This window comes from Priestia sp. ABM2_011 (assembly GCF_056158845.1).
The window spans coordinates 638,780-663,472 of record NZ_JBSWUB010000001.1 but is presented as its reverse complement, the minus strand read 5'-3'; the positions used below and the strand labels follow the sequence as shown (position 1 = coordinate 663,472).

Annotated in this window: 29 protein-coding genes and 1 riboswitch; of the genes, 11 read left to right on the top strand and 18 right to left on the bottom strand. The window is 38.1% G+C overall.

Translation table 11 applies throughout. The features are described from left to right. The first annotated feature begins 61 nt into the window (after positions 1-61). Positions 62-1,651, top strand: a complete 1,590-nt coding sequence (gene pckA, locus ACXAE4_RS03610) for a phosphoenolpyruvate carboxykinase (ATP) (protein WP_028411848.1) — start codon at positions 62-64, stop codon at positions 1,649-1,651. 34 nt (positions 1,652-1,685) lie between these two features. On the opposite strand, the gene ACXAE4_RS03605 is transcribed toward pckA, so the two are convergent. Together ACXAE4_RS03605 and ACXAE4_RS03600 are read right to left on the bottom strand one after the other, a co-directional pair. Beyond that, on the bottom strand, positions 1,686-1,928 hold the full coding sequence (locus ACXAE4_RS03605; RefSeq protein ID WP_028411849.1) for a DUF2584 domain-containing protein: 243 nt from the start codon (positions 1,926-1,928) through the stop codon (positions 1,686-1,688). A gap of 54 nt (positions 1,929-1,982) precedes the next feature. Further along, the gene (locus ACXAE4_RS03600) at positions 1,983-2,765 is read right to left on the bottom strand and encodes an alpha/beta hydrolase family protein (RefSeq protein WP_028411850.1); all 783 of its coding nucleotides are present in this window, start codon (positions 2,763-2,765) and stop codon (positions 1,983-1,985) included. A gap of 172 nt (positions 2,766-2,937) precedes the next feature. Between ACXAE4_RS03600 and ACXAE4_RS03595 the strand changes: the two genes are divergently transcribed. From ACXAE4_RS03595 to ACXAE4_RS03585, 3 genes are all read left to right on the top strand, one after another. Next, a complete protein-coding gene (locus tag ACXAE4_RS03595) occupies positions 2,938-3,936 on the top strand; it encodes an ABC transporter substrate-binding protein (protein ID WP_028411851.1) in 999 nt (332 codons plus the stop codon). 1 nt (position 3,937) lies between these two features. Continuing rightward, positions 3,938-4,708 carry an ABC transporter ATP-binding protein gene (locus tag ACXAE4_RS03590; RefSeq protein ID WP_028411852.1) on the top strand — a complete coding sequence of 257 codons (771 nt, stop codon included), beginning with the start codon at positions 3,938-3,940 and terminating at the stop codon, positions 4,706-4,708. A 73-nt stretch (positions 4,709-4,781) separates the two neighbouring features. After that, entirely contained in the window at positions 4,782-5,501 is a 720-nt protein-coding gene (locus ACXAE4_RS03585) for an ABC transporter permease (RefSeq protein WP_289578970.1), read from the top strand. Positions 5,502-5,547: 46 nt separating this feature from the next. On the opposite strand, the gene ytkD is transcribed toward ACXAE4_RS03585, so the two are convergent. The 5 genes from ytkD to ACXAE4_RS03560 form a co-directional block, all read right to left on the bottom strand. Then, the gene (gene ytkD, locus ACXAE4_RS03580; RefSeq protein ID WP_013059543.1) at positions 5,548-6,018 is read right to left on the bottom strand and encodes an RNA deprotection pyrophosphohydrolase; all 471 of its coding nucleotides are present in this window, start codon (positions 6,016-6,018) and stop codon (positions 5,548-5,550) included. Positions 6,019-6,122: 104 nt separating this feature from the next. Continuing rightward, positions 6,123-6,443 carry a hypothetical protein gene (locus ACXAE4_RS03575; RefSeq protein WP_028411854.1) on the bottom strand — a complete coding sequence of 107 codons (321 nt, stop codon included), beginning with the start codon at positions 6,441-6,443 and terminating at the stop codon, positions 6,123-6,125. Positions 6,444-6,517: 74 nt separating this feature from the next. Further along, positions 6,518-6,943: a phage holin family protein gene (locus ACXAE4_RS03570; RefSeq protein ID WP_014457957.1), complete on the bottom strand. Its 426-nt coding sequence runs from the start codon at positions 6,941-6,943 to the stop codon at positions 6,518-6,520. Between the two features lie 92 nt (positions 6,944-7,035). Then, positions 7,036-7,476, bottom strand: coding sequence for a Dps family protein (locus ACXAE4_RS03565; RefSeq protein ID WP_013059546.1), 441 nt, complete (start codon positions 7,474-7,476; stop codon positions 7,036-7,038). Positions 7,477-7,639: 163 nt separating this feature from the next. After that, positions 7,640-8,113, bottom strand: a complete 474-nt coding sequence (locus ACXAE4_RS03560; RefSeq protein WP_013059547.1) for an S-ribosylhomocysteine lyase — start codon at positions 8,111-8,113, stop codon at positions 7,640-7,642. A gap of 150 nt (positions 8,114-8,263) precedes the next feature. On the opposite strand from ACXAE4_RS03560, the gene yidD reads away from it, so the two are divergent. Then, entirely contained in the window at positions 8,264-8,491 is a 228-nt protein-coding gene (gene yidD / locus ACXAE4_RS03555) for a membrane protein insertion efficiency factor YidD (protein WP_098112337.1), read from the top strand. A 3-nt stretch (positions 8,492-8,494) separates the two neighbouring features. On the opposite strand, the gene ACXAE4_RS03550 is transcribed toward yidD, so the two are convergent. Continuing rightward, positions 8,495-9,067 (bottom strand): beta-class carbonic anhydrase, encoded by a 573-nt coding sequence (locus tag ACXAE4_RS03550; protein WP_028411855.1) that lies wholly within the window; start codon positions 9,065-9,067, stop codon positions 8,495-8,497. Between the two features lie 119 nt (positions 9,068-9,186). Here ACXAE4_RS03550 and ACXAE4_RS03545 point away from each other — a divergent pair, with 119 nt between their 5' ends. Both ACXAE4_RS03545 and ACXAE4_RS03540 read left to right on the top strand, forming a co-directional pair. Continuing rightward, complete coding sequence (locus tag ACXAE4_RS03545; protein WP_028411856.1) at positions 9,187-10,374, top strand: GTP-binding protein; 1,188 nt, start codon at positions 9,187-9,189, stop codon at positions 10,372-10,374. A gap of 83 nt (positions 10,375-10,457) precedes the next feature. Further along, a complete protein-coding gene (locus ACXAE4_RS03540) occupies positions 10,458-11,417 on the top strand; it encodes a metal ABC transporter solute-binding protein, Zn/Mn family (protein ID WP_028411857.1) in 960 nt (319 codons plus the stop codon). Positions 11,418-11,446: 29 nt separating this feature from the next. Here the strand turns inward: ACXAE4_RS03540 and ACXAE4_RS03535 are convergent, their stop codons facing one another. After that, complete coding sequence (locus ACXAE4_RS03535) at positions 11,447-11,692, bottom strand: type B 50S ribosomal protein L31 (protein WP_013059552.1); 246 nt, start codon at positions 11,690-11,692, stop codon at positions 11,447-11,449. 152 nt (positions 11,693-11,844) lie between these two features. Here ACXAE4_RS03535 and ACXAE4_RS03530 point away from each other — a divergent pair, with 152 nt between their 5' ends. Continuing rightward, complete coding sequence (locus ACXAE4_RS03530; protein WP_028411859.1) at positions 11,845-13,179, top strand: cytochrome ubiquinol oxidase subunit I; 1,335 nt, start codon at positions 11,845-11,847, stop codon at positions 13,177-13,179. Between the two features lie 15 nt (positions 13,180-13,194). Then, a complete protein-coding gene (locus ACXAE4_RS03525; RefSeq protein WP_028411860.1) occupies positions 13,195-14,232 on the top strand; it encodes a cytochrome d ubiquinol oxidase subunit II in 1,038 nt (345 codons plus the stop codon). A gap of 29 nt (positions 14,233-14,261) precedes the next feature. Here the strand turns inward: ACXAE4_RS03525 and ACXAE4_RS03520 are convergent, their stop codons facing one another. Genes ACXAE4_RS03520 through ACXAE4_RS03510 form a run of 3 tightly spaced genes read right to left on the bottom strand, consistent with a single transcriptional unit; the run spans position 14,262 to position 15,827 of the window. Beyond that, positions 14,262-14,720, bottom strand: a complete 459-nt coding sequence (locus ACXAE4_RS03520) for a flavodoxin (RefSeq protein WP_028411861.1) — start codon at positions 14,718-14,720, stop codon at positions 14,262-14,264. A 15-nt stretch (positions 14,721-14,735) separates the two neighbouring features. Continuing rightward, on the bottom strand, positions 14,736-15,491 hold the full coding sequence (locus tag ACXAE4_RS03515) for a hypothetical protein (protein WP_223546271.1): 756 nt from the start codon (positions 15,489-15,491) through the stop codon (positions 14,736-14,738). Between the two features lie 54 nt (positions 15,492-15,545). Further along, positions 15,546-15,827, bottom strand: a complete 282-nt coding sequence (locus ACXAE4_RS03510) for a DUF2325 domain-containing protein (protein WP_028411863.1) — start codon at positions 15,825-15,827, stop codon at positions 15,546-15,548. 207 nt (positions 15,828-16,034) lie between these two features. Here ACXAE4_RS03510 and ACXAE4_RS03505 point away from each other — a divergent pair, with 207 nt between their 5' ends. Both ACXAE4_RS03505 and ACXAE4_RS03500 read left to right on the top strand, forming a co-directional pair. After that, positions 16,035-16,193 (top strand): DUF1540 domain-containing protein, encoded by a 159-nt coding sequence (locus tag ACXAE4_RS03505; RefSeq protein ID WP_013059558.1) that lies wholly within the window; start codon positions 16,035-16,037, stop codon positions 16,191-16,193. A gap of 66 nt (positions 16,194-16,259) precedes the next feature. Continuing rightward, positions 16,260-16,463 carry a hypothetical protein gene (locus tag ACXAE4_RS03500; RefSeq protein WP_013059559.1) on the top strand — a complete coding sequence of 68 codons (204 nt, stop codon included), beginning with the start codon at positions 16,260-16,262 and terminating at the stop codon, positions 16,461-16,463. A 29-nt stretch (positions 16,464-16,492) separates the two neighbouring features. Here ACXAE4_RS03500 and ACXAE4_RS03495 read toward each other — a convergent pair whose 3' ends face one another. The 6 genes from ACXAE4_RS03495 to menH all read right to left on the bottom strand — a co-directional run bounded on the left by ACXAE4_RS03495 (position 16,493) and on the right by menH (position 24,691). Further along, positions 16,493-17,536 (bottom strand): ribonucleotide-diphosphate reductase subunit beta, encoded by a 1,044-nt coding sequence (locus ACXAE4_RS03495; RefSeq protein WP_013059560.1) that lies wholly within the window; start codon positions 17,534-17,536, stop codon positions 16,493-16,495. Positions 17,537-17,552: 16 nt separating this feature from the next. Further along, a complete protein-coding gene (locus ACXAE4_RS03490) occupies positions 17,553-19,796 on the bottom strand; it encodes a ribonucleoside-diphosphate reductase subunit alpha (RefSeq protein WP_028411864.1) in 2,244 nt (747 codons plus the stop codon). Positions 19,797-19,929: 133 nt separating this feature from the next. Further along, a riboswitch (cobalamin riboswitch) is annotated at positions 19,930-20,115 on the bottom strand. A gap of 278 nt (positions 20,116-20,393) precedes the next feature. Next, entirely contained in the window at positions 20,394-21,497 is a 1,104-nt protein-coding gene (gene menC, locus ACXAE4_RS03485) for an o-succinylbenzoate synthase (RefSeq protein ID WP_028411865.1), read from the bottom strand. A 3-nt stretch (positions 21,498-21,500) separates the two neighbouring features. Next, on the bottom strand, positions 21,501-22,964 hold the full coding sequence (locus ACXAE4_RS03480) for an o-succinylbenzoate--CoA ligase (RefSeq protein ID WP_028411866.1): 1,464 nt from the start codon (positions 22,962-22,964) through the stop codon (positions 21,501-21,503). An 82-nt stretch (positions 22,965-23,046) separates the two neighbouring features. Then, positions 23,047-23,865 (bottom strand): 1,4-dihydroxy-2-naphthoyl-CoA synthase, encoded by an 819-nt coding sequence (gene menB / locus ACXAE4_RS03475; RefSeq protein WP_013085280.1) that lies wholly within the window; start codon positions 23,863-23,865, stop codon positions 23,047-23,049. Positions 23,866-23,881: 16 nt separating this feature from the next. After that, entirely contained in the window at positions 23,882-24,691 is an 810-nt protein-coding gene (gene menH / locus ACXAE4_RS03470) for a 2-succinyl-6-hydroxy-2,4-cyclohexadiene-1-carboxylate synthase (protein ID WP_155010581.1), read from the bottom strand. Between the last annotated feature and the right edge of the window lie 2 nt (positions 24,692-24,693).

Genomic DNA, 24,693 nt, shown 5'->3' with positions numbered 1-24,693 from the left:
ACTAATTATAAATTTCAAACATTAATGAATAAATAATAGCTAAAAAAGGAAGGTAGTGCACATGAGTACTGTTGATATGTCTATCGAATTAAATGGTTTGCTTCAATTAAAAACAACAAAACACCAATTATCTGTTCCACAACTTGTTGAAAAAATTCTAGCTCGACGCGAAGGAACGCTGACTTCTACAGGTGCTGTGTCAGTCGAAACCGGAAAATATACAGGCCGCTCTCCTTTGGATAAATTTATTGTAAGCGATGCTGTATCTTCAAAAACGGTTGAATGGGGACCCGTCAATCAGCCAATTTCTGCTCAGCGATTCGATGCGCTATACAAAAAAGTCTTAACCCACTTAAAGAAGCAGGATGAACTTTTTGTTTTTAATGGATATGCTGGAGCTGATAAAAAGTATCAGTTACCAATTCAAGTAGTTAATGAATTTGCATGGCACAACCTATTCGCTCAGCAGTTATTCATTCGCCCTTCAGCTGAACAAAAAACAAATGATGATGTGAAGCCGTTTACAATTGTAGCAGCTCCAACGTTCAAAGCTGACCCTGAAACAGACGGGACGAATTCGGAAACCTTCATTATTCTTTCATTAGAGCGACGCATTGTGCTAATTGGAGGAACTGAATACGCTGGTGAAATGAAAAAATCCATTTTCTCAGTGATGAACTTCTTGCTTCCTCAAAACAATATTCTATCCATGCACTGTTCTGCTAACGTAGGAGAAGAAGGTGACGTTGCATTATTCTTTGGTTTATCTGGAACGGGTAAAACAACGCTTTCTGCTGATGCAAACCGTCGTTTAATCGGAGATGACGAGCACGGTTGGTCAAGCTCTGGTGTATTTAATATTGAAGGAGGCTGCTACGCGAAGTGCATTCAGCTTTCCGAAGAAAAAGAACCGCAAATTTTTAATGCAATTCGCTTCGGCGCAGTACTGGAAAATGTAGTGTTGAATCAAAATACGAAAGTAGCAGATTACAATGATAATAGTTTAACAGAGAATACTCGTGCCGCTTATTCAATTGACTCTATTGATAATACGGTATTGCCAAGCGTTGCTGGGCACCCTACAGCTATTGTCTTTTTAACTGCTGATGCCTTCGGCGTCTTACCTCCAATCAGCAAGCTTACAAAAGAACAAGCGATGTACCATTTTCTGAGCGGATACACTAGTAAGTTAGCTGGAACAGAGCGCGGCGTAACATCGCCACAGGCTACTTTCTCTACATGCTTTGGTGAGCCTTTCTTACCTCTTGCTCCAACAACTTATGCAGAAATGCTAGGAAAGAAAATCGATGAACATAACGTAAATGTCTACCTTGTAAACACTGGATGGACCGGCGGTGAATACGGCGTGGGTGAACGAATGAAGTTAAGTTACACTCGAGCTATGGTTCAAGCAGCTCTTGAAGGAGAACTAGCTAATACCGAAACAGTAACAGATGCTATTTTTGGTTTATCGATTCCAACTCATGTTCCGGGAGTTCCTGATGAAGTGCTTCAGCCTTCTAAAGCATGGAACGATGCAACAGCTTATAACCAAAAAGCAACTGAACTTGCCGCTAAATTCAAAGCGAACTTCAAGCGTTTTAATGATGTAGCATCGGACATTTCAACATTAGGCGGACCTAGAGTCTAATAAAAAACCGATCGTCTTATAGACGATCGGTTTTTTAGTTAGTCGAATGTAATTTTGTCAGTTCATATGTGACAATGGTTTTTTCCTGCTCCATTTCTACCTTACGCACAACAGCAGTTCCAATACATTCTCCATTTTTCGTTTTGTGAATGTTTAATGGAATATCCAACGGATACAAACGATATCCTTTTTTCTCAACTTGAAAAATGTTATCTGTTACACGCTTTTCGTTGCCTTTTGTCACAATCATTGTATTTAATTCTAGCGGCATCCCCATTTTCTCTCACTCCTCACTGTTATTCTACTTGTTTTTTCTATCGTAGCATATCTTTTATTGCGCTTTCATCCACTTCGTTAACTTCTTTACCGTTTCTCGGTTTTCTTTTGGTGGAAAAGCATGTGGAAAGTTTTCAAAATACCAGCTGGTAACTTTTTTATTGGACTTCTTTAGTTTAGATTCGAGCTGATAGGAATGATCAATTGAGACGTTTTTATCTTCTAAACCATGAATAAGCAAGACCGGCGGCTCGACGAGATGAGCACGATGCAAAGGTGTCCTCCATTCGTATCTTTCAGGATATTTAGAAGGAGTTCCTCCAATCACCCGCTTCATCATTCTTCTTAAATCTTCTCTTTCTTCATATGTCAGCACCATATCCGTGACGCCTCCCCATAGCACAAGAGAACGGCTGTCTTTTTTTTCAATGGCTGTGAGTAAAGCCATCACTCCCCCTCGTGAAAACCCAAAAATATGAATGCGGTCATGGTGGACGTTAGGGAGCTGTTTCAGTAAATCGTAAGCAGCAAAAGCATCGTAACGATCATCTCCTGCAAAATCTTCGTTTCCTTCGCCTCCTTGATTTCCCCTATAGAACGGAGCCATCACAATAAAACCTTGTGAAGCAAATTGAATGAGTCGAGCAGGGCGAACCGTTCCTACGTTCTTAATACCTCCTCTTAAGTATAAAAAGCCGTCATACATTCCTTTTTCTTTTGGCTCTGCAAGCATTCCTTTAATCTTAAGCCCTTGACATGCATATGTAATCACCCACAGCGTCACGCGAGGATTTGATGATGGGAAACGCTGTTTATGAAGAATTGTTCCATCTTTCATTTTTTTCCTCCATTCTTTATATAACTAGCCTACTTTCTTCCGCTAAGGTTTACTTTCAGTCGTTGACTACTACTTCTTTGATTTTCCACATAGTTATATAGGCACTCACCTTCTTCCACTTCTTTACATACATTATCATAAAATATTTTATTACTTTAAGGAGGTTTGCTTTATGAAACCAATTAAATGGCTTTTTTCTTTGCTTGCTATTATGATTTTACTCATTCCACTAATTAGCTGCAGCAAAACAACATCTGTACAAACGGTTCGTGTCGGCGAAGTAACTCGCTCTATCTTTTATGCTCCCCAGTACGTCGCTATTTCAAAAGGCTTTTTTGAAGAAGAAGGACTAAAGGTAGATTTAAAAACAACTTGGGGCGGAGATAAGACAATGACGTCACTTTTATCTGATGGCATCGACGTCGCCTTAGTCGGCTCGGAAACGTCAATCTACGTATATGCACAAGGGTCTAGTGATCCCGTCATCAACTTTGCACAGCTAACCCAAACCGACGGAACATTTCTAGTAGCACGTAAAAAGGTCGATCAATTTTCATGGGATCAGCTTAAAGGCAAAACGTTTCTTGGTCAGCGCAAAGGCGGCATGCCGCAAATGGTAGGGGAATATGTGTTAAAACAGCATAATATTGATCCTAAAAAAGATGTAAAACTCGTTCAGAACATTGATTTTGCTAACGTTGCGAATGCTTTTGCTTCTGGTACTGGAGATTACGTTCAATTATTTGAGCCAACGGCTAGTATTTTAGAGAAACAAGGAAAAGGACATATCGTTGCTTCCTTCGGAAAAGAATCAGGAACAGTTCCTTATACAACATTTATGGCCAAAGAAAGCTATTTAAAAGATAACCCTGAAGCAGCAGCTAAATTTACTCGAGCTATTTACAAAGCACAAAAATGGGTGAATACACATAGCACAGATGAAATTGCTGAAGTGGTTGCACCGTATTTTGAAGATACACCTAAAGACACGCTAAAAACTGTTATTGACCGCTATAAATCGCAAAAATCCTTTGCAACTAACCCTTTATTAGATGAGAAAGAGTGGGATCATTTACAAACAATCATGGACGAATCTGGAGAACTTCCAAGACACATTGATCACAGCAAGCTAGTCAACACAAAATTCGCAAAAGATGCAATGAGGGAGTAATATGACAAAACTTCACATTCAAGATATTCAACATATGTACCTTACGACAAAGTCTGCTACCACTGCACTTGAACATATTAATTTGTCTATTGAAGAAGGAGAATTCGTTTCCTTTCTCGGCCCAAGCGGATGTGGAAAAACGACGCTTCTATCGATTATTGCAGGCTTGATTGAACCAACGTCCGGCTCTGTCACAATAGACGGTGAAAATATCGGAACATCAGTCCCAAACATCGGTTATATGCTTCAACAAGATTATTTGTTTCCGTGGAAAACCATTAAAGAAAATATTTTACTTGGGCTTGAAATTCGCGGACAGCTAACAGATAAAACAGAGAGTAAAGCACTTTCACTTCTAAAAGAAATTGGTTTACAGGACGTAGATGACCTATATCCGCACCAGTTATCCGGAGGCATGAGACAACGCGTCGCTTTAGTCCGAACACTTGCCATTGACCCCGCTATTTTACTCTTGGATGAGCCTTTTTCAGCACTTGATTTTCAAACAAAACTCAAGCTTGAAGAACTTGTCTCCAAAACACTGATGACCTATCAAAAAACGGCCGTTTTGGTCACGCACGATATCGGCGAAGCCATTGCTATGAGCAGCCGAATCTTTTTATTCTCAGCCAAGCCGGGGAAGATCGCAAAAACATTTACGGTTCCTTCTATTTTACGAACCCTCTCTCCGTTTGAAGCACGACAGCATCCTGTCTATAACGATTTATTTATGGACATATGGAAGGAGCTTGATCAACTTGAAACCCACTAGCTCCCTAGATACTCTTCACGAAAGCTACCTTCGCAAGGTTCGGGGCGAAAAACGATTAGTACTGAGCGTGCAGATGGTCATTTTTTTAGCCTTTTTTAGCTTCTGGGAACTAGCTTCTCGTTTAAAGTGGATTGATCCTTTAATTTTCAGTTCCCCTACTAAAGTGTGGCATTTATTTTTAATTAAACTTGCCGACGGCTCGCTAGCAGAACATATTGGTTTTACATTATTTGAAACGGTTCTTGGCTTCATTTTAGGCACATTGCTAGGTATTTTACTTGCAACGGCCCTTTGGTATTCAACTAGGCTTGCAAACATATTAGACCCTTACCTCGTTATTTTAAACGCCATGCCTAAAGTAGCGCTGGGCCCTATTTTAATAGTAGCGATCGGTCCAGGATTTTTCTCAATTTTAACGATGGGAGCGATTATATCCGTTATTATTACATCCATCGTCGTTTACACAGCCTTTAAAGAAGTGGATCCAAACTATATTAAATTACTAAAAAGCTTCGGGGCAACGAAAACCCGCTGTTTTAAAGAAGCAATTCTTCCAGCTTCCATGTCTGCCATTATTTCCACATTTAAAGTAAACGTCGGTTTATCTTGGGTAGGCGTCATCGTAGGAGAATTTTTAGTTTCTTCAAAAGGGCTTGGATATATGATTATTTATGGTTTCCAAGTCTTCAACTTTACTCTTGTTCTTCTCAGCTTATTATTAATTGCCATTTTCGCTACGATTATGTACCAAGGCGTGGCTTATTTAGAAAAGAAATTGATCCGACGCTCATAAAAAATACCCCTGTACAAACGGGGGTATTTTCGTTGATATGATGCTTTTACAAAAATGTTCGCTTTACATATTTCATTACATATTGTAAAACATTATCTTTCATGATGAAGCTGTACGCATCATCTTGTTGAATGCCCGAAGGTAGTTCGTCAATCATTACGGGACCATCTGTTTCCATGTAGTCTTCTTTTTTAATTACATTTCCAATCGTAGCAAAATAAATGTTTTTAATAATAGTCTTTCCTTTACTTACTACTTTATATTGACCAATATAAGTTAAAGAAGAGACTTCTCCGCCTGTTTCTTCAAACACTTCTCGAACCGCTGCTTCTTCTGGTACTTCATTGCCTTCTAGTTTTCCTCCGGGAAATTCTAAACCTCGTTTTGAGTGATTCGTTAGCAACCATTGATTTTCATACCTGCATACGACCCAAACATGACGTGGAGTTTTCGAGAATGGATTTTTTTCAAATGATAAAAATACTTGATTATGATATGCATCCTTAAATGTGTACATGGTCGACTCAAACTCCATTTGATTTTTCCCTTATTTTATCATACATTACGGCCATACCTGATAAGAAAAGTATGCTCGTACTTTTTTTCTTTGCTTTTTACCCCTTATTCCGTTCTATCTGAAGATAAAATATTCATCTGTTTGATATGTGATTTTGTTTCATCGTCTCCCAGCTTATAAAGCATGGCATATATCTCAACTGTTGTTTTATCGTACATATCATTTTGAGAATCATGATGATATTCCAGATACGGAATATGTGATCGCCAAAAGCTTGACCAATCGCTTGAAGCGCGCTGATCTAAATAGATTCTCAGCTGCTCCACTTCTTCATCTGTTGCTTCAATCGCATAATTCCAATCTGAAGCAGTATTTGACTGATTGATTTCTCCTGAACTCAGAGATACATAATATTTTTTTGTCATGAAAGATATTCAGCTCCTTCTTTCTAGTGCCAACTTATCTTTCTTATGTGTATCTTATTCTTTTTTTATACACTCTACGATTTAAAGCGGTCTTTTAAAATCGCTATTGCTTTTTTTAACGGCTCTGGAATCGGAACCCCTACAATTCTTGCGTTTTCTGTAATTGAAATCATTTCGTTTAAAATATAGAACAAAATAGCTCCATCTCGAATAATATGACCGTTTTCCCAAAATACAGAATCGATAAAGTTTGCTACAGCAATCATGGCAAAAATAAAAATCTTTTTGGCAATTCCTTTAAAACCTACTTTGCTAGATAAACGTTTATTTATAAAAGCTGCAATTGTACCCGTCAAGTAATCCATTGCCACTAATGCTACTAAAGCCATTAGTAAATAGTCCCACTCTCCAAATAAAAAAAAAGCCAGTGAACCTAAACTTGAGATTATTAAGACAGAAAGCTTCTGCATATCCACTTTTTTCACCCTTTCAGCAGTCATAAGCAGTCATATCCCTACAGTATATGCCAGTGAAAAAAAAGTGTTCGTCCATCTTATCATAAAAAAAACCTGCGAGTACTCGCAGGTTTTACTTACTTTCCTAGGAATGATTTTAACATCCACGTATGTTTTTCTAAGCTTTGATGAATGGCTAACAGCATGTCTCCTGTTGTTTCGTCGCCCGCTTCACCGGCTGCATCCATTCCTTCTTTTAATTCAGCAGTTAGCGTATCAAAATCGCTTACTAAAGAAGCAACCATGTCTTTAGCCGTTTCGCTTCCATCCGCTTCTTTAATAGAAGAAAGTTCTAACGATTCTTTCATTGTTGCCACAGGTTTTCCTTCTAATGCTAAGAGGCGTTCTGCAAGGTCATCAATAATTGTAGCTGTTTCCGTATACAGCTCTTCAAACTTTTCATGAAGAGTGAAGAATTGTTCACCTTTCACGTACCAATGAAAATTATGAAGTTTTATGTACATTACACTAAAGTTTGCCACTTGTTTATTAACAATTTCATTTACATTTGCTGCCATGTTTTTCGCTCCTTTGTGAACTCTTTGTATAGTATAGTTGTACCCTTTTTTAGTTGATTAAAACATTTTTTTCATAAAAAGAGACATTTCCCTTTCTTTAGACTCGAAGAAACGTCTTCATCTTTTTCCAAATAAAATAAGCAGCCCAGCGGACTGCTTATTTTTAGCCAAATACTTTTTCTAAATCTTCTTTGTCCTGTTCTAACCAGAACTTCATTAAGCGTTTTGCTCCTTCTAAATCGTGAAGTTTCGCTTGACCACACTGCTTTTCGTTTGCTGCTGGAATTTCAGTAATATTAATTGCATCTTTTAACGTATCGTCTAACAAGTCAATGATTTCACGTACAGTTGGCTCGCCGCTCACTACTAAGTAGTACCCAGTTTGACATCCCATAGGCGAAATATCAATAATATCAAAGTGATCGTATTTTTCTACATGAGTACGAATATTAAAAGCTAATAAATGCTCTAACGTATGAATAACGTCCGGCTTCATTGCTTGTTTGTTTGGTTGGCAAAAACGAATATCGAATTTATTTACAACGCCGTCGCTTCCCACTTTGTGAACACCGCAGTGTCTTACGTAAGGTGCTTTAACCGCATTATGATCTAGCTCAAAACTTTCTACTGATGGCATAATACCACTCCTTTTTTCTTCTTTCACCTATCATAACATGCAATTCCGATATATTTCATCCATTTAATAACCTTTATTTCTTTTAGTTGCTTTTTATTCCTTCTATCCCTTATAGTATGAGCAAACACGAAAGAAAGAACGTGATAATAAATGATTGCAAAGCTTTTGCTTTTACTTATAAAAGGATATCAAAAAGGAATTTCGCCTTTTCTTCCGGCAAGGTGCCGGTTTTACCCTACTTGCTCCCAGTACGGAGTTGAATCCATTAAACGCTTTGGTGCCGTAAAGGGATCTTATTTGACTATAAAACGCATTTTAAAATGCCACCCGTTCCATCCGGGTGGCATCGATGAAGTACCTGAGAAAAAATTACACTAAGCTTTAGTTGTTTTCGATTGCTTCATACCCATTTACAACAACATCTAGCTTTCCTGTATTTGGATCAATAACTAGTCCATGTACAGGAGTATCTTTTGAAAATAGAGGATGATTACGAATTGTCTCTACACTATGCTGAACAGTCTCTTCTACTGAATCAAAACCCGTTAACCATTTTTTCAAGTCCATAGAATATTCAATGGTATTAATCACTTCATCTGAGATGCCTTTTGCTCTTACTTTCTCTAAAAAAGGTTCCGCCTGAAGTTTACCTGCTCCGCAGTCATGGTGACCAATTACACATACCTCATCAGCTTGTAGCTCGTACACAGCTACTAAAATGCTTCGCATAATACTTCCAAATGGATGTGAAACAAGTGCTCCTGCATTTTTAACAATTTTCACGTCTCCGTTACGCAGATTTAAAGCGTGCGGAAGCAGTTCTACCAATCTTGTGTCCATACACGATAAAATAACCATTTTTTTATTAGGGAATTTGCTTGTTTCGTAAAGTTCATACTTCTTTTCTTCTACAAATTTTTTGTTGAATTCTAAAACATCTTGTAATAAGCTCATTTGCTGTCTTCTCCTTCATAAAAAAAATTCTTTCTTGTATTATAATACTTTTTCCTATAAGATGAAAAGTGTTAAATCGTAATCATTATTATTTAAAGACAAGAAAGTAGGTTATAACAGTGAAAAAAATTCCCGTTACCGTTTTAAGCGGATACCTTGGGTCAGGTAAAACAACTCTTTTGAACCATATTTTAAAAAATAAAGAAGGTTTAAAGGTCGCGGTCATTGTCAATGACATGAGCGAAGTAAATATTGATGCAGACTTAGTTAAACAAGGCGGATTTTCTCGAACAGAAGAAAAACTTGTTGAAATGCAAAATGGCTGTATTTGCTGTACGCTTCGAGATGATTTAATGAAAGAGGTAGAACGCCTGGCTGACAATGATGATATTGATTATATTGTCATTGAATCTTCCGGAATCAGCGAACCTATCCCTGTTGCTCAAACATTTACTTATATTGATGAAGAGCTTGGCATTGATTTAACTCAGAAATGTTCATTAGATACGATGGTCACTGTAGTAGATGCTAATCGCTTTTGGGAAGACTTTTCATCAGGTGAAAGCTTATTAGACCGCAAAGAAGGAACGGATGAAAACGATAAAAGAGAAGTGGTTGATTTATTAATCGATCAAATTGAATTTGCAAACGTCATTTTATTAAACAAAGTTGATTTGTTAACAAAAGATGATGCAGATGAGCTGCAGGCTGTTCTTCACAAATTAAACTCAGAGGCCACTGTTATCCAAACAATTAATAGTGAGGTAAAACTTGAAACCATACTTCATACCGACTTATTCGACTTTGAAAAAGCTAGTCAAGGAGCCGGATGGATTAAAGAATTAAATGAAGAACACCATACGCCTGAAACAGAAGAGTTTGGTATTTCTTCTTTTGTATATAGAAGGAATCGTCCCCTTCATCCTGAACGCTTTATGAAATGGTTAGAGGACTGGCCGGTTGATATTGTACGTGCAAAAGGATTTTTCTGGCTTGCTTCACGTAACCATATGGCAGGACTTCTTTCTCAAGCAGGTACGTCCATTATGATTCAAGGAGCGGGTGAATGGGTCGCAACGTACATAGCAGAGGAAAGGGAACAAACCTTAAAGGAAGAACCTGAATTACGAGCAAAATGGGATGAACAATTTGGAGACCGTATTAACGAGCTTGTATTCATTGGTATTGATATGAACAAAGCTGAAATAATTGAAACTTTAGACCACTGTTTGCTGACAAATGAGGAAATGAATCAAGATTGGGCTACTTTCAAAGACCCCCTTCCTAAGTTTACAGTAAGTGCGTAAATTTTTAGTTTTCAAATCGTAATAATTACGATATAATAACATAGGTCATAAATGGTTACGATACGAACGGAAGGAGCAACATAATGAAATTCAAACCACTTTTAATGGTGCTGGCATTAGGAATTGGAACAGCCCTTGCAGGGTGCAGTTCAAGCAGTGCAAATAACGCATCTGATAATAAAAATAAAAAATTAGAAGTTTACACAACAATTTACCCTTTACAGGATTTCACTGAAAAAATCGGTGGAAAATATGTAGAAGCTAAAAGCATTTTACCAACAGGTGTAGATGCTCACTCATTTGAACCTACCACAAAAACAATGGTCAAAATCGCAAACGCGGACGCATTCGTTTACTCAGGAATTGGGCTTGAAGGCTTTGCAGATAAAGCACAGTCTACGCTAAAGAATGAAGATGTCGCTTTAGTAGAAGCTGCAAAAGGAATTGAACTAGCAAAGAGTTCTGAAGATGAGCATGCCCATGAGGACGAACATGCACATGAAGAAGAGCATCACCACGGAGATACAGACCCTCACGTTTGGCTTGATCCTATTTTAGCTATTCAATTAGCAGAAAATATTAAAAATGAACTTGTTGAATTAAAACCAGATAAAAAAGCAGAATTTGAAAAGAACTTCCAATCCTTAAAGACTCAGCTTGAAGATGTGAACCAAGAGTTAAAAACAACGATTGGCGACGCACCTCATAAAGAAATTTTAGTATCACATGCAGCCTACGGCTACTGGGAAAAACGATACGGATTAAAGCAAATTAGCGTAGCGGGTTTATCTCCTACAAATGAGCCGTCTCAAAAACAATTAGAAAACATCGTAAAACAAGCAAAAAAAGACCATATCAAATACTTTATCTTTGACCAAAATTTAAAGCCTAAAGTGTCTACACTTGTAAAAAATGAAGTGGGAGCTCAAGCTTTAACACTTCATAACTTAGAGTCATTAACGAAAAACGATGTTAAAAATAAAGAAGATTATTTCTCCATTATGCAACACAACATTGATACGTTGAAAAAAGCATTATATTAATAAAAAAACTAGCCTCTCGGCTAGTTTTTTTATTGTAATTTATATTTTTGCTTAAAGCGTTCCACACGGCCGCCTTTATCAGCAAATTTTTGTTTTCCTGTATAAAATGGATGTGTATCCGAACTAATTTCAACTTTTAAGAGCGGATATGTGTTGCCATCTTCCCATTGAACGGTCTCATTTGATTGTTTTGTAGATCCTGATAAAAATGATGTTCCGCTATTTGTATCCATAAATACAACTTTACGATAGTCTGGATGAATATTTGTTTTCATTAAATATCTCTCCTTTAAAACAATATATACTCATTATAATCGTAATGATTACTATTTTCAAGTTATATGTTTTACCAATTCTGATGCATAAATCGTGGTAAAAAGTGGACAATAAGGTTTATCAATACTTTACTGGAAAGGTTGAAAAATGAATGGATCATTTAGTTACTGCACGTTCAATGTTTGGTCTGAACATGGGAGTACATATCATTTTTGCCACTCTTGGCGTCGGCATTCCTCTCATGATTTTATTGGCTGAAATTCTTTACTACAAAACAAAAGATAAAGATTATGAACTTATGGCACAGCGCTGGACAAAAGGAGCTGCTGTCCTGCTTGGAGTCGCTATTCCTACGGGAACGATTGCTGGTGTGCAATTAGCGTTGCTTTGGCCGGGTTTTATGGAAATCGTAGGAAAAGTGATGGCTCTTCCTTTTCAAATTGAAATTTATGCTTTCTTTATTGAGGCTCTTTTTCTCTCTATTTACGTATACGCAGCGGACCGTATTTCTCGAAAAATGAGGATTATCAGTCTCATTTTAGTAGCAATAGGCGCTCTTGCCTCTGCCGTTTTAATTACAAACGTGCACGCATTTGAAGGAACACCTGCTGGCTTTCGAATTTTAAATGGCGAAATTGTAAGCGTAGATCCTTGGGCAGCTTTCTTTAATCCGAGTTTCTTTGTAACGTCCGGTCACGTAGCCGTTTCTGCTTATACAACCGGAGGCTTTGTCATTGCTTCAGTCGCTGCCTTTAAAATGCTTCGTGCGCGAAAACATAATCCAAGAGAATATAAATTTCATCATAAAGCATTGATGATGGGATTAGTAATCGGCGGGATTTTTTCTTTTGTAACAGCTTTGAATGGACATGAATCGATGCAAAAAGTATACGAATATCAACCCGAAAAACTTGCAGCAGCTGAAGGTCTATTTGAAACGCAAGATCATGCGCCATTAGCTTTAGGCGGATTTACAGATGAAAAAGAACAGCGAGTCAAGTATGGCATTGAGTTTCCATGGATGCTCAGCTTCTTGTCGGGTAATAGCTTTAATACAGTGATTACTGGACTCAATGACTTCCCTAGAGATTATTGGCCGCCGCTTTTTGTGCATACCTTGTTTAACGGTATGGTCATTATCGGATCGATTTTAATTTTAGTGGCGCTAGTGGGCGTTGTTTGGTACAAGTTTTTAAAGAAGAAAAGCTTCCCTAAAGTTTTCATGTGGGCATTTGTCGCAACGGGCCCTCTCGCGATCATGGGCATTGAATTCGGATGGATTTTCGCATGTACAGGCAGACAACCCTGGGTCATTTACCGCATCATGCGTACATCAGAAGCCGTTACTACTTCTGCTAATTTGCATATTTTATTTTTCTTGTTTTTGCTTGTTTATATCGTACTCGTGGCCGCAGTCGCCCTTGTACTGGTGTTTTATTTTAGACGAAATCCGCTTTCTAAAGAGCTTGCTGCGCAAGCAGATTAAAAAGGATGTGAGAATATGGGTGATTCATTACTAGCAATTACTGTAATATGGGGCTTCATTTTTATCTATGCTGTAATGGGAACGATGGACTTTGGAGCTGGTTTTTGGTCGATGGTCTATATTAACCGTACGAAAACAAATGCTACAGATGTAGCAAACAGATATCTATCGCCTACTTGGGAAGTAACCAATGTATTTATCGTTGCGATTGTTGTTGCGCTGTTTAGCTTTTTTCCGCGAGCTACATTTACGCTTGGAACAGTGCTACTAGTACCGGGGAGTATCATTTTACTTCTCTTATCTATTCGAAGCGGATTTTTAGTGTTTTCACACTATGCTGGCAGCTTCAAATATCGGAGAGCGTTGGTTTACGTATCTGGTATATCTGGCGTATTAATTCCCGCTTTTTTAATCGCCGTACTGCCCGTAAGTCAAGGTGGATTTATTGATGTAATTGACGGAACGCAGCGATTAAATTTAGCAAGAGTGTTTTCAAGTCCGCACGTCTATTCATTTATTGGTTTTGCCATTACTTCTTCCCTGTTTCTGTCGTCTCTTTTATTAGCAGACTACTCGAAGTCATCTGACGAAATGGAAGCTTATGCGGTCTATCGGCGCGATGCGCTCATTACAGGACCTCTTTCACTGCTAATGGCTATCTTTATTATGATTACAATGCAATCAGAAGCCAGCTGGTTATATGATAAAATGATGCAGTTTAAGCCTCTTCTTTACGGGTCTGTAGGTCTATTTGTAGTAGCTGGTATTGCTCTGCTGCTGCCTTCTCAAAAAGGAAAAGGAATGCCTCGTTTAGCCGTGGTATCAATCGTCCTTCAATATTTCTTAGCAAGTTACGTATACGGACGAAGTCATTTACCGTATGTCGTGTATCCAAACGTAACGATTGAGAATGGATTTACACATCCCGATGCGTTCCATTCGTTATTTATTGTGTATATTGTTGGCTTTGCGATTTTATTTCCTGGATTCTTTTATTTCTGGCGTCTATTTATGAAAGATAATAAAGAATACAGCAAAAAGAAGCCATATTAAAAACCCGGTCAGCACTTGACCGGGTTTTCTTATGAAGCAGCAGATTTTGCCACTACTTCAGCAAAGTCTTTAGCAAATACCTTACATTTTTCTACATCTTCTCCAAAGGGAGAAAGCTCGATTTTCAAACCAGGAACAGCTATATTTCCGTTGCGTCCCTTTATTTTTTCTTCAATTAAATCAACTGCTCCGCAAAAAACATCATATGATGAATCACCTGAACCAAATACAGCCATCTGCTTTTGACTGAGATCTATATCATCCATTTCATCATAAAGATCTAAAAAATCATCTGGCAGCTCTCCATCTCCCCACGTATAAGCTCCAAAGATAATAGATTCTGCCAATACAAGGTCCGAAGCAGCAATGTCATATACTTCTGCTCGTTTCACATGCAATCCATGCTTGACTAATTCTTCTTCGATCAAATCGGCTATCGCTTCTGTGTTGCCTGACATACTCGCATAAGCTAGTAAGATTTCCTTCATGTAAATGACGCTCCTTTACACCAGCAGTGTGGGCCGCACATCCCCTTCTTCATCACATTCTTGCTTAAGAGGACAGTTTTCACACTCACTGGATGCATAGTTCTTTTGAAAATGTTTTGGTTCCATTAACACACTTTTGACAATATGTAGTTGAAGTATGGCCTTTTCATAATCGCCTGTTGCAATATAATAAGTTGTTGTTTCTCCGGTTAATAATGAATAAAAACGAATTTGTTCAGGAACCTTTTGAAAAGCTTGTTTCGAAAAAACGATAATAAAGTCTTTCATTGCGTTCTTCACTTCTTCATGGTCATCTAGAATGAATTTTGTTACCGTATAAGACTTCTCTGTCCATGCAGCAAAATCAATGGTCAGAGAAAGGTTGCTTTGAATTTCTTCTACATAAACGCTGTATTTTTCAAACACAAAAAGTGGTAGCTCCACATGTGTTTTCTCGCCTAAAAACCTCAGTAAATAATCACTTACTTTAGCTAACACATCGTAATAGTGAATGGGTGATGAAAACATATTTGGCTTTAGGCGCCAATATTTTTCAATAAGCTGTAAAACATAGAGGTTTGAGCGATACTCAACTGGCTTGCTATAGTATGTTTTAATGATTTGATGGACGGTTACTTGAACATGCTGTTTCCAATCTATAGATGTCTTTTTCAAAAGAAGCTGCTGCTGATAAAATTTGTACGGACATCGAATAAATTGTTCGATGTGGTTATTGGAGAGTGTCTTTATATGCACTTTTATCGGTTCCATCTATGTCTCACCACCCTAATTGAAATTCATTCTCAATAATGATCAAAAATTAAATCATGAAATTTGCTCAATCACTTTACGAATAGCACTCCATGAATGTTTGACGAAATAAATTGGTTTTTGCTGTTTTTTTGCTTTCTCTTTAATGACTTTTGCCATATTGTGATTAATAAAATCCGTAATAACTAATACAAACCCAATATGTTCGGGAATTTCTCGCTTCACCATATTGCTTTTACGGCCATCTAAATGAATTACTTCATTAAACCCTTCTCCCGCTAGACGATCTGTAATATGCTTTAACCTGTCTCCTCCTACAACCATGACTGATGACATGTTTGTTCCCTCCCAATTAATTATTCATTTAATGATTTGACAACAACCTGTATTCTTTACTATATATACAGTTTAATTGAGAATGATTCTCTTTGTCAATGTTTAATTGATAAAAATTCTCAATTAAAATGAAAGTCTACCACCTTTCTTATAAGTTAGTTGAATTTTGACCATACTATAGCTATCACATACAAAGGAGGGTTAACGTTGGAACAAAACATTCTTTGTGAAGTAAATAACTGTCACTTTTGGAAAAATGGAAATCACTGCAGTGCAGAAGAAATTTACGTAGTAAGTCATAGCGGAAAACATGCAGCAAGTAGCTATGAAACAGACTGTAAAACGTTCAAGCCAACTGAAGCGTAACCCGCAAAAGGACAGCCTCTGGGTTGTCTTTTTTCTCTCTTCAAGATCATAAAAAAGGAGACTAGTATGAAGACTGAACAACTGATTCATTTTTTTAAAGAAGAAGCCATAAAAGCAAATGAACAAACCTTTCCAATCTATGTACAATCATTTACTCATTTATGGACATACAAATGGGGAACACTTGAAAACATTCCAGAAGAAATTGATGACTTAATTACCACACGTGCGTTAGAACTTGGACTTATTCACTTAAAAAAAGCTGACTAATCAATAAGGAAATTAGTCAGCTTTTGTGTTTATAAATCATCAAATCCATTTGCATCTGATGCTTTTGTATATTGTCGTGATTTCTGTTCAAAGAAATCGGTTTTCCCTAAATCTACCTCTTGATAAGCAATAATCCAACGAAGAGGATTTTCAATCGGTGCTTCTGGGAAAGCAGCTCGACCGAAGCCTAACTGATTACAGCGTTTATTCGCCATATATTCAATGTACTGCTGCAGTTCTTTCATCGTAATGCCGTCGAATTTTTCTCCAATAACAGATTCCGCCCATTCAATTTCAAGACGAGCTGCCTCTTGGAACGTTTCAACTACAAACGTTTCTAGCTCCTCCGTACGATAAGCTGGATTTTCATTTAGTACTTCCTTGAAAATCTTTTCAAATAACCCAACGTGAAGCTGTTCATCACGATTGATATAATTAATCATCGTAGATGTCGCCACCATCTTTTGATTTCTCGCAAGATTATAGAAGAACGCAAATCCGCTATAGAAGAAAAGTCCTTCTAAAATAACATCATATACCATAGACTTCAAAAAGTTTTCAACCGTTGCTTCTTCGCTAAATGCTTTATATCCGTTTGTAATAAAGTCATTTCGTGCGCGAAGCTTTTCGTCTGTACGCCAGTATTCAAATACTTCATCTTGTTTTCCTTTTGGTACAAGACTTGATAAAACATATGAATACGAATGATTATGAACCACTTCTTGCTGCGCTAAAATAATCATTAGAGCGTTAATCGAAGAATCGGTTACATAGTCAGCTACTTTGCTAGCATAATCTGATTGAATACTGTCCAGTAGCGCCAGCAGGCCAATAATTTTTAGAAAGCTCTCTTGTTCGTCAGCGGTTAACTGAGGGAACTGTTTAATATCTTGACCCATATTAATTTCAAACGGCGTCCAGAAATTAGCTAGCATACGCTTGTATTTAGGGAACGCCCATGAAAATCGGACGTCATCCCAGTTTAGAATATTGGAGCTCTTGCCGTTGATGATTCCTGTCGAACGGTTCGGAGCTGTTTCGTTCATTAATTCTCGTTTTAACATGCTTGTCATCAATTATTCACTCCTTTTAACTATGACAGCTTTCACATTCTTCAATGACTTCACTTGATGTTGAACGTACGTAATAGGTCGTTTTTAATTTTTCTTTCCATGCCGTCATATGAAGATCCAGCAGCTCTTTTGCTCGGATATCATTTTGTACATATAAATTGAATGAAATAGATTGATCAATATGACGCTGGCGCTTGGCGTTTTGCTTAATGCTCCAGTGCTGATCAATTAAATAAACGGACTTATAATACCAGTTTGTTGCTGGCGATAAATCTGGTGCCGTCACTGGGATTTTATAGTTTTTCTTTTCCTCTGAATAAAACTTACGGAAAATCGGATCAATACTTGCCGTAGAACCCGCGATAATAGATGTTGATGAATTAGGTGCTACAGCCATTAAATATCCATTTCTTATCCCATTGCTTTGAACTTCGCTACGCAGTTCACTCCACGCTTCGCTCGTGTATTCACGTGTTTCAAAATAAGCGCCTGACTCAAAATCTGAGCCTTTAAATAATGGATATGCGCCTTTTTCTTTAGCTAAGTTCATGCTTGCCTGCACGGTTAAGTAAGAAATTTGTTCATACAATTCATCGCAATATGCTACCGCTTCATCTGTCTCCCATGCTATTTTCTTTAAGGCAAGCAAATGGTTCCAGCCAAATGTGCCAAGCCCTACTGCGCGGTACTTTTGATTCGTTAGCTTTGCTTGAAGTACCGGCAAATCATTTAACTCAATAACATTATCAAGCATGCGTACTTGAATTGGAATTAAACGTTCAAGTACATCTTCAGTTACGGCTCTCGCTAAGTTAATAGAAGAAAGATTACATACAACAAAATCGCCCGGATTCTTTGTAATAATAATTTTTCCGTCTTCCGTAATTTCCTCTGTTACGACCGTTGTACTTTGGTTTTGCGTGATTTCTGTACATAAGTTACTGCAGTAAATCATGCCCGCGTGTCGGTTTTGATTAGCTCGGTTAACCGTATCACGATAGAACATATAAGGAGTTCCGGTTTCAAGCTGCGAAAGCATAATGCGCTTGAAGATCTCAATAGCAGGCACTGTTTCTCTTGAAAGCTGTTCATTGTTTACACACTCAGCGTAACGAGTGCGGAACGAACCGCTGCCTTCTTCTTCATCATAAAAATCTTCTAACGAGTAGCCCATCAGCGTACGAACTTCGTGAGGATCGAATAAGTGCCAGTCTTCACGTGCTTCTACTTTTTCCATAAACAAATCTGGCAAACATACGCCAGTGAATAAATCATGCGTGCGCTGGCGTTCATCACCATTGTTCAAACGCGCGTCTAAGAATGAAAAAATGTCTTTATGCCAAACATCTAAATATACAGCAATAGCTCCTTGTCGTTGACCTAGCTGATCGACACTTACAGCCGTATTATTTAGCTGTTTCATCCATGGAATTGTTCCTGATGATACGCCTTTAAAACCTTTTATATCACTTCCTCGGCTTCTAATATGACCGAGGTAGACACCAATTCCGCCTCCATTTTTACTAAGCGTGGCCAAATCTGTATTGCTATCATAAATACCGCGTAAGCTGTCATCAATCGTATCAATAAAGCAGCTAGATAGCTGTCCGTAGCTCTTTCCTGCGTTTGAGAGTGTTGGTGTGGCAACCGTCATATATAGACTAGAAAGCGCCCAGTACGCTTCTTTTACTAATGCTGTTCGATTTTCTTTCTTTTCTTGAGACATCAGCGTCATAGCAATGATAAGAAAACGTTCTTGCGGTAATTCGTATACACGCTTATCATGTGATGTCGCTAAATAGCGATCTGCTAATGTCAGCAATCCAATGTATGTAAATAAACGATCGCGTTCAGGAATAATGACTGAAGCAATTTCATTAATTTCTTCTTCTGTATATGTTTTTAATAGCTGTTTATTATAAATGCCGATTTTTGTTAGTTCTTGAATAAGCTGATAAAACGAACCGTACTTCTCTTTTTTATCATAACCTCGGTTGTCCGCTGCTTTTCGATATAGTTCGTTTAAGTAGACGTCTGCCGCCACGTACGTCCAATCTGGTTCTTCCATTGAAATACGCTCTAGGGCTGCCAAAATTAGTACGTTTGCAACCTTTTCGTCCGTCATATTTTCCTTTACTGTAACAGTTTGAATAACCTTTTCCTCATACAAAGAAAAATCAAGTTGCGTAAATTCTTTTTTTAAACGTTCAATATATGCAGTTAATTCATGTAGAATTGTAGGCTTTAATGTATTCACCATAAATATGGCTCCTCTCTTCACTTCAAAATAAAAAATCGCTCACCGTACCTCGGTGAGCGAATAGAACGAAGATAGAAGAAGACACTAAGTCTTTTCTCAATCCTCGCTCTACCCTCTCACCTCCCGAAGAAGATAAAACGACATAAAAAAGGCAGGTCTCCTGACTTATGCTTCTTTTTACTTTAAGGCCTTCCCATGATGTTTACTCACAGTGGATCTCCTTATTTCATCAGCATTCACAGTTGCGGGGACAGCTTTGGATTTTCACCAAATTCCCTTTTAAGTCTTTTTATCAGACACCTTTTTCACTGGAAAACACAAAATATAGTATTTTATTATTGTTTAACAAACAACATATTGTGTTATGTTATAAACACATTATATAGGACAACTTAGAAAACTATCAACCTATTTTCAAAAATAATTTTGTTTTTTACGATAAAATCCTTCGACTTTTTTCATCAAACTACTCCATCATAACATGTTTTGACACGCTTGATGGAACAATGTGCTCTTTTTAAAAAATTTGTCCTATTTTTCTACTAAACATTGCCAACATCAATAAAAAAACCGTTTTTCATAAAAAACGGTTTTTAATTATTTGTATTCTTTTTCAAATGCTGTGATTGTTTTGATAAACTTTTTATCAATATCGTATCCTATCCCCGGTTTTTCCTTCACCTTTATTACTCCGGCTTCTACCTCTACTTCGGGCTTAATAATATCTTTTTCCCAATAGCGAGACGACGCAGAAATGTCACCTGGTATCGTGAAAGAAGGCAGTGTGGCAAGGGCGATGTTATGAGCTCGTGAAATCCCGGCTTCTAACATTCCGCCAACCCAAAGCCTTACACCGTGTAGGGCGCATAAATCATGAATTTTTTTTGCTACAGACATTCCGCCAACTCGACCGATTTTCACATTGATAATCTTGCAGCTTTTTTGTTCGATTGCATGACGTGCATCTTCATAGCTCACAATACTTTCATCTAAGCAAATCGGCGTCTTCATTTGCTTTTGTAATAATCGATGATCAAGGATATCATCCGAACTTAACGGCTGTTCGATCATCATTAAATTCAATTCATCTAGTTTTTTCAATGAATCACTATCGCTTAACGTATAGGCTGAATTGGCATCAGCCATAAGAGGAATGCTTGGAAATTCATCTCGAATTTGTTTCAGTAGCTCATAGTCAGCGCCTGGCTTAATTTTCACTTTAAAGCGCTTATAACCATCTTTCATATAAGTCTTTATTTGTTCTTTCATGATGGAAATATCATTTAAGCCAACTACCACTCCAGCTTCTACAGCAGGCCTTATTCCGCCAATTACTTCAGCTAAGGGCTTATTTTGGCGCTTTGCATACAAATCCCATACAGCACAGTCCAAAGCTGCTTTAGCCATGTTGTTCCGCTTTAGAGGTTTGAATAACTTTTGAACATCCTCTGGTTTTTGAAGCTGCTGGTGAAGAAGCGAAGGAATTAAAAAATCGTCTAACATATGAAAACATGTCTGAATCGTTTCTTCCGTATACCAAGGAGATGAAAAAGCAACGACTTCTCCCCATCCTGTAAATCCTTTTTCATCTTCTACTTCAAGCAAAATCAATTCTCGATCCTGGACCGTACCATAGCTTGTTGAAAAAGGAGAAAGAAGCTTCATGTCAATTTTATAAAGATGTACTTTTTTGATAATCATCGATTAAATCCCTTTCTGTATGAACGATGATAGCTTCCGGCGTATGATTTTATTAGAGGCCGTTCGCGGCAGCTCCTCTACTCGAACGAAATACTTTGGAAGTTTGTACTTTGCTAAAAATTGTTGAATGTGTAAAGATAACTCTTCATCTGAAACGTCTTCGTTTATAACAATGCATGCTGCAGGAACTTGTCCCCATTTTCCATCGGCTACTCCCGTTACACCGGCCTCTTTAACAGCGGGATGCTTCAACAAAACATTTTCAATTTCAGCTGGATATACATTTTCTCCACCTGAGATAATAAGGTCCGAACGTCTGTCTAATACATATAGAAAACCTTCTTCATCCACTTTCCCGATATCTCCTGTATAGAACCAGCCTTGTTGAAGGGCTTTTTTAGTAGCTTCAGGTTTATTTAAATATCCTTTTGTAACATTTGGACCTTTAACAATGATTTCTCCTGCTTCACGTGTTTCATTTCCATTCTCATCTACAATTTTCATTGCACACGGAAATAATGGTTTACCTGCTGATCCCAGTTTTCGCAAACTATCTTCAGGTGAAAGCGTAACGAACTGTGAAGATGTTTCTGTCATTCCATACGTTTGATAAACAGGAATTTCTTTATTCACACAAGCCTCTAAAATAGTAAGCGGTGCGGGTCCTCCTCCTAAAAGCATACAGCGAAATGTATTTGGGTATTTACGTTCAGCTAATTCATCCAGCATATTCGATAGCATGGAAGTGACAACCGAAATAATTGTTACTCCTTTGTTTTCAATGGCTTCATTCACCGCTCTTGCTTCAAATCGTTCTTCTAAAATGATTTTCATTCCGTAAAAGACGCTCCGCATTAAAATGGATAATCCGCTAATATGAAACAAAGGAACCGCTATAAGCCAGCAGTCTTTTTCATTTAATCCTAAATTAAGCGCTGAACCAATGGAACTCCACCAGTGATTTCCATATGTCTGCAGCACTCCTTTTGGATTACCTGTTGTTCCAGACGTATACATAATGGTGAACGTCTCCTCGAGATTCCACGTTTTCTGAAAATACGTTTCTGTTTCTGGAGAACTTTTTAAAGAAGATAAAGGAAGCTGAGTAATGGAACTTTGGAACTCTCTCGTTAAAAATGCTTCATCCGTAATAAGCAACGACACGTTTGCATCTGTTAGCTGATAATTGATTTCTTCATTTGTCAAACGCGTATTGACGAGCAGCACCCGAGCGCCAATATAAGAAACCGCATGTAAAATCTCAATAAACTCCACGCTGTTTTTCATGCATAAAGCAATGGTATCACCTTGCTTTACACCGTTAAACGAAAGCTGCTGCGCTACTTTTTGAACACGCTTATGAAGCTCTTGAAAAGTAAGCGACGTTTGCAGTGTTTCTACCGCCACTCGGTTTGGCGTCAAATATGCTCTTTGCATAAGCCCATTAGGAATCGTTTGGCCACTCATAAATTTCTCTCCTTTTTATACTAATTAACTAAATCAAATTGAAAAAACAGCCTGATGATAATCACCAAGCTGTTTCAGCTGTTTAAGGGAAACGTGGGAACTGTTGGAAGTCTGGATTGCGTTTTTCCTTAAATGCATCGCGACCTTCTTTTGCCTCGTCCGTTGTGTAATAAAGAAGCGTTGCGTCACCCGCAAATTGCTGGATACCAGCTAAGCCGTCCGTATCAGCATTAAATGCTGCTTTTAAGAAACGAAGAGCGGTTGGACTTTTTTCTAACATCTCTTCACACCATTGAATTGTTTCAGCTTCAAGCTGTTCTAATGGAACGACCGTGTTTACTAATCCCATGTCTAGTGCTTCTTGAGCGTTGTACTGACGGCATAAGAACCAGATCTCACGCGCTTTCTTATGGCCTACGATGCGAGCTAAGTAACCAGAGCCATATCCTGCATCGAAGCTTCCAACTTTAGGACCTGTTTGTCCAAAGACTGCGTTATCCGCTGCAATTGTTAAGTCACATACAACGTGAAGAACGTGGCCTCCACCAATTGCATAGCCTGATACCATTGCAACAACCGGCTTTGGAATTACGCGAATTAAACGCTGTAAATCTAGAACGTTTAGACGTGGAATTTCATCTTCTCCTACATAGCCGCCGTGACCGCGAACTCTTTGGTCTCCGCCTGAGCAAAATGCTTTATCCCCAGCACCTGCTAATACAATTACTCCAACGCTTGCATCGTCACGAGCATAAGCAAATGCATCGATCAATTCCATTACTGTTTTTGGACGGAATGCATTGTGCACTTCCGGACGGTTAATCGTAATTTTAGCGATTCCGTTATATGTTTCGTATAAAATGTCTTCATATTGACGTACTGATGTCCATTCAACTGTCATCTTTATTTCCTCCTAATTATGTAGTAGCTAAGAACTCACTTACTATTCTACCAAAAATCTCGGGTTGTTCCACGTGAATTGCATGGCCTGTCCCTAAAATAATTTTAGAAGTAGCATTTGGTATTAATGTTTGCATTTCTTTGGAAATTAAACAAAACTTTTGATCTACTTCTCCTGTAATAAGCAAAACCGGCATCAACAGATCGTCCAGCTTCTCCCAAAGGGACGGCTGGACTCCTGTTCCCATTCCTTTCAAACTGTTGGAAAGGCCGATTTCTGTATGCGAAAGTCTTTCTTGACGCACCGCTTCTTGAACATAGCTAGGCAATTGCTTTTGAGAACGAAAAAGAGGGATTTCCTCCCAAAAGTTCACAAATTCTTCAATTCCATTTTTCACAATGCGGCTCGCCAGCTGCTCATCTTTTTCTTTTCTTAGCTTTTGTTCTTCTCGCGTTTTTAAACCAGGCGATGCGCTTTCTAATACCAACTTTTTCACAAGGTGTGGATATCGCTGAGCAAATGAGAGAGCAAGCCTTCCTCCCATCGAATATCCAATTACATTCACCTGTGATAGAGATAGCTGTTGAAGCAGCTCATGCAGTGCTTCAACAGCTGCTTCCATTGAATATGGTTTGATTTCTTTCGGAGCTGCTGATTGGCCATGACCAATAATATCAACAGCAATCACTTGATAGTCTTTAACGAATTTCTTCATAAAGGTACGCCAGGTTTGAGAAGAACCGGTAAAGCCGTGAAGAAGCAGCAGCGGCTCTCCTTTTCCCTCGGTGTGCACATAGTAAGATACACCATTTAATTGATACATCATTG